This is a genomic window from Lacrimispora indolis DSM 755, assembly GCF_000526995.1.
GTDB classification, from domain to species: domain Bacteria; phylum Bacillota; class Clostridia; order Lachnospirales; family Lachnospiraceae; genus Lacrimispora; species Lacrimispora indolis.
In genome coordinates this window covers 3067845-3077500 of record NZ_AZUI01000001.1, presented here as the reverse complement: position 1 = coordinate 3077500, position 9656 = coordinate 3067845, and the positions used below count along the sequence as shown (strand labels likewise).

General features: G+C 43.5%; 9 protein-coding genes and 1 rRNA gene (1 of these 10 only partly in view). 3 read left to right on the top strand and 7 right to left on the bottom strand.

Translation table 11 applies throughout. From position 1 onward, the window contains the following. A 16S ribosomal RNA gene (locus K401_RS0114760) occupies positions 1-152 on the bottom strand (it extends 1380 nt beyond the left edge of the window). A gap of 1135 nt (positions 153-1287) precedes the next feature. On the opposite strand from K401_RS0114760, the gene K401_RS0114755 reads away from it, so the two are divergent. From K401_RS0114755 to K401_RS0114745, 3 genes are all read left to right on the top strand, one after another. Beyond that, a complete protein-coding gene (locus K401_RS0114755; protein WP_024293673.1) occupies positions 1288-1518 on the top strand; it encodes a hypothetical protein in 231 nt (76 codons plus the stop codon). 154 nt (positions 1519-1672) lie between these two features. Next, on the top strand, positions 1673-3403 hold the full coding sequence (locus tag K401_RS0114750; protein WP_024293672.1) for a flagellar assembly protein A: 1731 nt from the start codon (positions 1673-1675) through the stop codon (positions 3401-3403). 20 nt (positions 3404-3423) lie between these two features. Continuing rightward, positions 3424-3804 (top strand): response regulator transcription factor, encoded by a 381-nt coding sequence (locus K401_RS0114745; protein WP_024293671.1) that lies wholly within the window; start codon positions 3424-3426, stop codon positions 3802-3804. A 114-nt stretch (positions 3805-3918) separates the two neighbouring features. On the opposite strand, the gene K401_RS0114740 is transcribed toward K401_RS0114745, so the two are convergent. The 6 genes from K401_RS0114740 to K401_RS0114715 all read right to left on the bottom strand — a co-directional run bounded on the left by K401_RS0114740 (position 3919) and on the right by K401_RS0114715 (position 9568). Beyond that, positions 3919-4641 (bottom strand): lytic transglycosylase domain-containing protein, encoded by a 723-nt coding sequence (locus K401_RS0114740; RefSeq protein WP_051152882.1) that lies wholly within the window; start codon positions 4639-4641, stop codon positions 3919-3921. A 29-nt stretch (positions 4642-4670) separates the two neighbouring features. Beyond that, positions 4671-5738 carry an N-acetylmuramoyl-L-alanine amidase family protein gene (locus K401_RS0114735; RefSeq protein ID WP_024293670.1) on the bottom strand — a complete coding sequence of 356 codons (1068 nt, stop codon included), beginning with the start codon at positions 5736-5738 and terminating at the stop codon, positions 4671-4673. Then, positions 5726-7090 (bottom strand): N-acetylmuramoyl-L-alanine amidase family protein, encoded by a 1365-nt coding sequence (locus K401_RS0114730; RefSeq protein ID WP_024293669.1) that lies wholly within the window; start codon positions 7088-7090, stop codon positions 5726-5728. Before K401_RS0114730 ends, K401_RS0114735 begins: the two co-directional genes overlap by 13 nt. 68 nt (positions 7091-7158) lie before the next feature. Continuing rightward, a complete protein-coding gene (locus K401_RS0114725) occupies positions 7159-7806 on the bottom strand; it encodes a PilZ domain-containing protein (protein WP_024293668.1) in 648 nt (215 codons plus the stop codon). 3 nt (positions 7807-7809) lie between these two features. After that, positions 7810-8160, bottom strand: a complete 351-nt coding sequence (locus K401_RS0114720) for an EscU/YscU/HrcU family type III secretion system export apparatus switch protein (RefSeq protein ID WP_024293667.1) — start codon at positions 8158-8160, stop codon at positions 7810-7812. Continuing rightward, on the bottom strand, positions 8147-9568 hold the full coding sequence (locus tag K401_RS0114715; RefSeq protein ID WP_024293666.1) for a hypothetical protein: 1422 nt from the start codon (positions 9566-9568) through the stop codon (positions 8147-8149). The genes K401_RS0114720 and K401_RS0114715 overlap by 14 nt, the downstream gene beginning before the upstream one ends. Between the last annotated feature and the right edge of the window lie 88 nt (positions 9569-9656).

The following is a 9656-nucleotide window of genomic DNA, read 5'->3' as shown; positions in this document are numbered from 1 at the left end:
ATGAGGCAGGTTACCCACGCGTTACTCACCCGTCCGCCGCTCAGTCAATTTAAAATTCATCCGAAAACTTCATTTAAATCGCTTCGCTCGACTTGCATGTGTTAAGCACGCCGCCAGCGTTCATCCTGAGCCAGGATCGAACTCTCAAATTTAAGCAGATAGTCTTTGAAAGCGGTCAGAGATTGGTAGAAAAGTCTGTTGAAAGCTCGCTTTCATAAGGACTTTTTTGCTAATCTATGAACATTTGCGAAGCAAATGGTAGCGAATGAAGCAAAGCTTCATGAGCATACCGCTTAGACCTGCCATTCGGTTCAATCCGGGGTCAAAATCAACTAACTAGCTAATTTTTTTCCCGTTTTACTTGTTGTTTGGTTCGTATACAATTGCTTGTATTCGTTCTGAATTTTCTCATTCAAAGCCATCAAACAATGGCTTGTTTTATTAGAATTTTCAGGGTTTTACATACTGTTCAATCTTCTGTTTTCAAAGTGCATTTTGTTTGTTACTGTCGCAGCAGCAACTTTTATAGGATATCATGGCTGTCTATTTCTGTCAACCATTTTTTCCATTTTCTTCAAAGCTTTTTCATCGATCATCGATGTGTTTTTAGAAGAAAATTTGCCGCCCGTTTTCAGCGGCGAGTTACATCTTATCAAAGCTGGCGACAAAAGTCAACAATTATTTCGAATTATTTTCAATAATTTGTTCAATTTAAAAAAAGCCTCTGATGAAACACACCAATCGCATGCAAACACAAGAATCAGCCATGGATAATACTCAGTCGGGTAAAGTTAAAACAAAAGCTGAATTCTAATATCCACGCCTTTTATCCTGTCATAAAGCCCTTACATTATAATATCAGAAAACAAAAGAAGAAACTATTCTCCTTTATAAAAAAAGAAACACACATATAAAACACGCCTTAAACACCCCTTAAGACAAACGGACATTCACAATGACCAAGGCTCAAGCTCCCCTCTTCTACTCCCCTCCGCTACTTGTTCACAGCGTCCCCCGCTTCACCGTTCATAGCCGAATAGCAGCTATCGCCGCTTATCAGGTGGATCCCGCACTCCACCTAATGTTTTTCGCATTTAAAATAGTGACTTACTAAGTCCAATTAACCCGAAATGGTTTCACAACTTTTTTATCCAGTAACTATTTTACGTAACCAAATATGTTTTTTTTAAATTAAGTAACCAAAAGGCCAACTATTATGTTATATTTATGATAAGATTTGCCGATATAAAAATATAGCCGATTTGTAATTGAGAAGGAGGTGTTCCTATGACGCATCTTGGAGCAAAGATCCCGGTATCCTATAATTTAATGCCTGACAATTTGCATGACAGATTATTTTCAGCAATGCATGATGTAAAGAGTATGGCCTCAAAAAGAACGGGCAGAACGAAAACCGATATCCAGCGAAATAGATTTTCATGGCTCGGTCCGGGGGATCTGACTGATAAAGGCTCAAGACTAATTATACCTGATTGTATTTACATAGGAATGAAATGATCAGAAACCGGAGCCAGCATTTCTTTGATTGGGAAACTGAACAGAGTCATATCCTGACGCCTGTTGGCTACAGCCAAAGAAACCACGGGAAATCAGCCAATTACTTGCATACAGGGAAAAAGTAGCAGGTATTTTTTAATGTTAGGGGAAGAAAATGAAAGAAAAAACTAAAAAAGGGTTCTTTGGCTTTTTTCAAAATGCAAGAAGTTCTGCGGAATCTTCGGAGAAATCCGTTATAACTGCTGCCGCTTCGCCTGAAGAATCCAAGAATGAAGATCTCAAAGAAGCAGCCTCCGATTCAACCGAACAAAAAGGCTCTGCTGCAGTAACCGCGCCTCCTGAAACAGAACAAAAAGCTCCCTCCCATTCTTCTATATGGGAGCAATCCGATGATCCGCTTATAGTGCGGATCGATGAAGAAGCATTATACAGTGAATGCGCTCAGTTCTCCAGTAAAATGAACTCCTTGTCCAATGTTTTTAAACGGACGGCCGAAAACACACAGGAACCTGAGCCTCAGCCAAAGGCAGCCCAGGCTCATCTTTATATCTCCCATGACCGGATGGCCGCATGGATTTATGTGATTCCTCCATTTAATGGCGGTGAGGGGATAAAGGAAGAAGATTTGAAATCCCTTCTTAATCAAGAACGGATAACCAAAGGAATTATAGAGGATGCGCTGAAATCAATCGTTGAAGAACAGATTTATGACCAGTCCGTGCTGATTGCAAAGGGAGTTCTGGCACGCAACGGAATCGACGGTTCTATTAAGGACCATTTTAAACGCACCCTTAATCTTGAATTTAAGGAAGATGAAAACGGATCTGTTGATTATAAAAAATTAAATAACATCCAATCCGTGAAGGAAGGGGAAGTGATCAGCACAATTACCCTTGCTGTTCCGGGAGAAAATGGCATGACCATAACCGGCCACCCCTATCCCTGCGTTATTAAGGGAACTAATGTTCCCATACCTTCAGGCCGCAATACCTCGCTTACGGAAGACCGGACTCTGCTGATTTCCCGGAGAACAGGCCATGTAACATTTGCCAATGGAAAATTTCAGGTAGATCCCCTCCTTAAGATAAACGGCAATATTGATAATAGTACAGGAAATTTAGATTATGACGGGGACATATTCATTACAGGGGACGTGAGAAACGGTTTTTCAGTAAAGGCTACCGGAAGGATTGATATCCGCGGCTCCGTAGAAGGTGCCCAGATTACGGCCCAAGGAGCCATCACCATTGCCAGCGGCATGTCGGGAAACGGCCGCGGCGTTTTAACCTCTGACTCTGACATCAAATGCCGTTACTTAGAGCACTGCACAGTCAGCGCCAAAGGCAATGTGTATGCGGAAAGCATTATCAATTCCAAAATAGAAAGCGGTCAGGATATTATCGTGACCTCTGGTATGGGCGTCATTATAGGGGGCTCCCTACTGGCTTCCAACAGCATCAATGCCCGTATTATTGGTTCTAAAGTACGGCGGCTTATTACCGAATTAATAATTGCAAATATTCCAAAGAACGTGGAAGAATCCTCTCGTCTTACCAGGGAAATGGAACAGCTGCGCCATAACATGTCGGAGGTAAGAAAGAATATCACCTATCTAGAGACCACCCAAAGACAGGATAAGCAACTGCTGCTGGATAGCTTAAAGCAGGCTTCCGCTTATTTAAACCTTCGGGAACAGGAGATCACAAACCGTTTAAACGAAATAACTGCAACTGACAGGGAACAGTCCGGAATCATTCAATGTCAGCAGCTGCTTCCAGTGGTCCGCATTAAAATTGGCTCCTCCAGCCTGCTGGTCCAGGAAGAGTACTCCAGAAGCATTATTTATAAAAACAATGAAGGCGAAATTACGATCGGAAGTAATTAGACCTAAAGGAGGAAGCTACTATGAAAAAAACAATTATGATTGTCGATGATTCAATTGTAACGCGCAATGAGATAGAACAATTACTAAAAGGAACAAATTTTGATGTAATCTATCAGTGCAGAAGCGGGGAAGAGGCTTTGGAAGCCTTTGAGAGAGAAAAGCCCGATATTGTGACCATGGATATCATAATGCCTGGAATCGATGGCATCGAAGCTTCCAAACGCCTGTTGAAGCATCATCCGGAAGCAGGAATTATCATTATCAGTTCTCTTGTCTATGATAAAACACTAACGATGGTGCAGGAATTGGGTCCCTCTGTTCCCTTTGTTTTCAAGCCAATTAAAAAATCATTTTTTATTGAAGCTCTGGTAAAAGTGAGTGACGCGATATCTAAAAAGTAAAATCTGTACAAAAGAAAAGTCCTATACATAACTAAATCGACATGCTATTCATTATTATATTTTAAAAGCCTAATGGAAAATCTGTTCATTCAAATTTTCCATTAGGCTTTTCTTTTATACATTATAGATTGAACCTGCCGTTGAATCTTCGGAATCAAACGGACTGGCTATGCGGTAGGAAGCCATCTGCATCCGAAGCTTCATCAATTCAATCAAATAGAGATAATCGGATTTTTCCGGTACAAGACTCTCAGTTTCCGCTTCCCATGACTGACCTGTTAAATATTCCAAAGCATTTGATATGTCTGATCCATACCCTGAGGTTTCAGAATCACCCGCACCCATATAGTTCTTAACCTTCTTCACATACTCCTGCGTTTCTTTAAAGGGAGGGATTCCTCCATATTTGCTCACATTGTTGCTTCCGGCATTATAAGCCGCTAGAGTGAGATCCACGTTTCCATTATACCGTTCCAGGTTTTCTCTTAAATATTTAGCCCCTCCCATGATGTTGCTCCTTGCATCATAAGGATCATCCACTCCTAAGGATCTGGCAGTGGCAGGCATCAGCTGCATCACTCCGGCCGCTCCCTTCTTTGAAGTGGCAGACGGGTTAAAATTCGATTCCGCCTTGGCAACCGCTTTTAGAAGTTTTTCGGAAACTCCGTACTTTTTAGAAGCCTCTGTAAATATGGCTTCAAGATTTTCCGGCGCCTTAATAACTGATTTTAAAATCTGTTTAAAATTCCCCTTGGCAGATGAAACTGCCGTATATCCTGTCTGCCCGGCCTTTGCATTTGCAAGTGCGGACAGCTTTAACTGGTCTATCGTCGCCAAAATTCAATCCTCCCGCCAATTTCTGACTTTTACGGAATCCATTTTCCTGAAGCATCTACCCAATAATTGCCTACATTTGTACTGCTTGCCATACTGCCGTCTGAATTTAAATAATACCATATTCCCGGCTGGGGCTGGATCCAGCCTGTCAGCATTTCCCCTCCGGCCGGATTCATATAATACCACTTTCCGTTGACAAACTGCCAGCCGATCAGCATCTTTCCATCCTGAGGGTTGAGATAATACCATCTTTGGCCTGACAAAAGCCAGCCGATCTGGCGGATTCCATTCCCATCAAAATAATACCAGTCGTTTAATATCTGCTTCCAGCTGTTTCTGGGCACCCCGCCGTCTTCCTGCTTATAGGTATTTCCCTTCCAGGTTCCTGTCGTATCGCCGTCATATTCCATAATGGTGTCATCGGAAGTTACATAATCCCCTTCCTTCATATACTTTCGGTCATCGGCCGTATAGCCGATTGCACGGACTTCATAGTAATAAACTGCATCCTTATCCATATATTCAGAAAGATCCACGGTATTGGTTTCCACAGAAATGCGCTTTTTCAGCTTGTCATCTGCATACAGGGCAACCTGATATCCTGTGGCAAACTCAACCTTCTCCCAAACAGCTTTCGTCTTTTTGCTGTCGCTCCATCCTGCTCTCGACGTCCTTCCCAGGATCACCACAGGGACATAATCCACCTTCACTTCCAGGGTATTGTTATCCAGTGCTTTAGCAGATACGAACTTGGCTCCTGTGAGCTTGCATTCCGACCGGTTGTAGGCATTTGCAAATATCATGGTGTCTGACGATAAAATTACGCTGACCCGTTCATTCTTTGCTGCCTTCCATTTGCTGATATCCCGTTTCCATATGACTTCTTTAACCGATACTCCGGCAGTTGTTGTGGAAATCCCTGGCATCAGTATTTCTTCATTCCCATATTGGCTGTCAAACTTAAGATTCACGCTTCGAATCACTATGGAATCGTCAGCATAGGAATTTATGGCTGGCAGACATGCCAGTACCGCCGTAAACACAGCCAGGAACACAGAATACAGTTTCCTTCTTTTCTCTCTCATCATTGTACCCATACTCCATCCTCATTCACCGGAAATCCGTCGATCACCGTATTAACAGCCATGGTGCCATCCTGATTAAAATAACGCCACAGTCCGTCGATCTTTTGCCAGCCAGTTACCATGACTCCGTCTTCCCCCGTAAAATATGTATGTCCGTCCCGGATGATCCAGCCCTTCAGCATAGCTCCTTCCAGGTTTGCCTGTATGGTATTTAAATAATACCATCTTCCCGCCTGGTTAATCCAGCCCTTCTGCATAGCGCCCTGGCTGTTAAAATAGTAATAATATCCGTCTAAGACCTGCCAGTCTGTTGCAGCGGCGCCCAGGGGCGCCTCGTAACCGTTGTCCGGGTAAAAATAATACCATGTACCGTCGATTTTATTCCACCCGGTCACCATAGCCCCTTTGGAATCCATATAATAGATATCAGAATTCAGGAGAAACCAGCCGGTTATCATCTTTCCTTCCTGGTCAAAACGGTACCACACATTATCAAGCATCAGCCAGGAATTAGCCTGAACCGTTCCATCGGCGTACCGGTAGAACCATACTCCGGACTGCTGATCCCAGCCCTCCTTTACTTCCGTACCGCTTGCTGTGCCCGCAGTTGTATCGGAGTCCTTTCCTGTCCCATCGGATACATCCCTATCCCTGATAACCAGTTCATCAGATTCCACCCAACCGCTTTTCTTTCCGTTCTTTAATTCTTCCTGCTTAAAGGGAACGGACCGGATCTTGTAAGAATAGGTTCCTTCTTCTGTCATATAAGGATAGAAATTATAGGAGGTGGCTTTTACCTGCTCCTTCTTTAAAACAATCTTTTTTCCGCAATAAAGCCACAATTCATAAGCGCCTGAAGTATTATCCCCCTTGGACCAGACAGCCTGGCCAAGTCTTGTATCCTTCCAGCCCACGTCTTCCGGTTCTGCGTACAGGCCTTTGACCGGTTTTGTCCTTAAGGTCACAATCATATCGCTGCCCTTGCGTTTTGCGCTGACATAAGAACCACCCGTGATTTTCATCTTGGAAGCCTCATAAGAGGATTTAAAATAAGCGTCATATTCGTCGGAGGGGGTAAGAGTCACATTCATCCTTGGCTCTTCTCCTACCGTCATATCTTTTGATGTGGAGGTGACCCACTCCGCCTCTCTGACAATGTATCTTTTATCACCGGAAGTCACATAGCACTCCCCGCTGGTTTTGTCGATCTGGATATCAGGCAAACGATCTCCTGCCTCAATATTAAGTACTACTTTAATGCTGATTGAATTGATGGCCTCTGTTGCCATCGCTTTTTCCGGGAAGAGACACAGGCACAAAGCCGCAAGAATGGCTATAGCCAATCCCCTCTTTTGTTGTTTCATGTAATCGCTCCTTTTAATAATACATCTTTACTCTGCAGTTTATAAATTTCAATGACCGGATGAAGAAATCACTGTATCTTTCTTCTTTTAAGCTGTTCCAGAAAAGTGAATCTTCTGACCATGGATTCCTGATAAGACGTCATATCAAAGAAACGGCTGCCATACCGGTAACGGGGCGGTTCATTTTCATTTGATAATTTTTTCACCCACAGGATGCTGCCTTTGAGTCTGGTACAGCCGCTGTCGGTTTCAAACAGAAAAGAATAGATCTGCGCTTCCTTTAATTCAACAGCCGACTCAAATCCAATCCCTCCTGCACTTATATCTTTTACTTTTGCAGTTATATGTGTGACCTTTCCGTCTGCATCTGCCGTCTCCAAGGTGACAGGAAATGAAATCCTGACCTTAAGGTCGCGGCGTCTTTGCTCTACGCCGATCAATTCATCAATCTGGCATGGGACCTTATAGATCGCATTTCCGATCTCTCCGCTTTCGTCTCCGCTGATTTTCACCCTTCCGGATAAACGGCATTTACATGTAACAAGTCCTTGAATGCCGTCATAAAATACGATCACTGATTCTGTGTTCACCTTATCCATATCTTCCTCTTCAAAGATAAGCCCCATACTGTCCATATGGGAATCCACCACCTTCACTTCTGCGATGAAGACACCATCTAAGGTATAAACACATGCTTTTTCACATTCAATTAACATAACCTACTCCACCGTTTCCTCTTTTATTATTTCCTCTTCCTCTACTTCCTTTATATGCTCCTCCGGCTCCGTTTTTTCCACTGGCCCGGGCACATAATCCAGAAAATACAGGTAGATATCCACGATTGCCTGATACAATTCCTCCGGTACCTGGCTTCCAAGCTCAAGCTGGGTTAAAATGGTTGCCAGAGAATTATCCTCATAAACCGGAACACCGCTTTCATTGGCAGTTTCAATTATTTTCTCCGCCATATACCCCATACCGGAGGCCACGATAACTGGAGCAGAATTCTTCGCATCGTCATATTTCAATGCGACCGCCTTTTTATTTAACGTGTTTCTAAATTCTGACATCAACTGAATTTTTCCTTTCATGGATTTTGGGAAATACCTCTACCGGCGAAGAAGGTCCGCCCCCTGCCTGGAGATATATGTTGTCCGCCCGGAAATGATGCCGGTCAAGGATATTTTTAATCCCCTTATGGATATTGGCCTCTGATTTCTGCATTTTTTCCGGATAATAGAGCTGAAGGGAGGCCGCATTGTCCCCATAAAACAGCAGCAGCTTAAACTGGCCCAATTCCCTGATATCGAATTTAACAAAAATTCTGGCCCTATGCTTTGCCCCTGCCTGGGTGCTGCTGCCCTCCTCATCCGGATCGATCCACATCTCGGAGAACAGTTTCCGCCCGTTTACATTCATGGGAAATGCCAGATGCAAGAGGGGCATATAAACACTTTCATTTAAAACCAGGGATTGGAGCATATTCTGAAACATCTGCTTATTTTCAAGCCCCGTACCTCCGCTCACACCGGTTCTTAGAAAATCAATGAACTTTTCCGCCCATTGGTTTTTTCCTGCTGCCTGCTCTAAATCCACCTGATTCAGCAGCTCATTAAACTGTTCCATTGTCATTTCCCCGAAAAACTTACGAAATCCCTGATAGCCCGTCAGCCTGGAAAAGGACTGCAAAACCTCTTCCCTGTTCCCGTTTTCATATCTGGCGATCAATACCGTTAAAAGAGAGATCTTATCCCGTATGGTGCCCATATCGTGATTCACTGCAATATAGCGGCCCAGAAAGGGAAGGAGCTTTTCCTTCAGCAGCGCATTGTTGTGGGAGGTCTGTCCCTCAGGTGCAGATAAATCCAGTTCCTTAAGCAAAGCCTCTATCTGCTCCCTTGTCTGCTTAAAAACATATCCCTCCATATCCTTTACTGTATTAAATATATCATGAAGTATATGCTTTCCGGAAGACATATCGTTGAATTTCCTGATAAAATTTAAAACCTCTGCTTTTAAATCCACAGAAGTCGTCTCTGCCATCACTTGACGCAGCTGGTCAAAAATACCTCCGTTAAAACGGACTGCTGATTCGGCCTGCTCCTTTAGAAAGGGCAGGATCTCCTCCGCCTGCATCTGGGTTGCCTCAAAAAAGGAAGCGATCTTCTGTGCTGCTTCCTCTCCCATGACTCCTCCTGCCAACACCTCTTCCCCCTGGAAAAACATATCGGTAAATAGCTTGGAAAGATCAGGTGTGTTTTTTACCAGGTTTAAAAAGGCACCGAAATTTGACCCGTACTGGAATGCCAGCTGCTGTTCCCCGTTTCCGCCGGAGTCAGTCCGGTTATCCCCTCTCATCACCTTTGATGGGTCTACAGGATTTTGGATCTGCACTCCCTGGCCTGCCTGGGGGTTATTTTTAATCGTTGAATTATCATAACCGGAAAGCGGTGTTGTAACTTTCAGAATATCTGCCATACTATGCCTCCATTTAACTGGTATTTTACATTTTTTTTCGAAAGGTTATTTAATTTACTATTATTTTTTATCCAACCATACCGATAAA

Excerpts from the sequence above, each read along its gene's own strand:
- K401_RS0114745 (WP_024293671.1), top strand. The coding sequence starts at position 3,424 with ATGAAAAAAACAATTATGATTGTCGATGATTCAATTGTAACGCGCAAT.
- K401_RS0114720 (WP_024293667.1), bottom strand. The coding sequence starts at position 8,160 with ATGTCAGAATTTAGAAACACGTTAAATAAAAAGGCGGTCGCATTGAAA.
- K401_RS0114755 (WP_024293673.1), top strand. The coding sequence starts at position 1,288 with ATGACGCATCTTGGAGCAAAGATCCCGGTATCCTATAATTTAATGCCT.
- K401_RS0114725 (WP_024293668.1), bottom strand. The coding sequence starts at position 7,806 with ATGTTAATTGAATGTGAAAAAGCATGTGTTTATACCTTAGATGGTGTC.
- K401_RS0114715 (WP_024293666.1), bottom strand. The coding sequence starts at position 9,568 with ATGGCAGATATTCTGAAAGTTACAACACCGCTTTCCGGTTATGATAAT.
- K401_RS0114750 (WP_024293672.1), top strand. The coding sequence starts at position 1,673 with ATGAAAGAAAAAACTAAAAAAGGGTTCTTTGGCTTTTTTCAAAATGCA.
- K401_RS0114735 (WP_024293670.1), bottom strand. The coding sequence starts at position 5,738 with ATGGGTACAATGATGAGAGAGAAAAGAAGGAAACTGTATTCTGTGTTC.
- K401_RS0114730 (WP_024293669.1), bottom strand. The coding sequence starts at position 7,090 with ATGAAACAACAAAAGAGGGGATTGGCTATAGCCATTCTTGCGGCTTTG.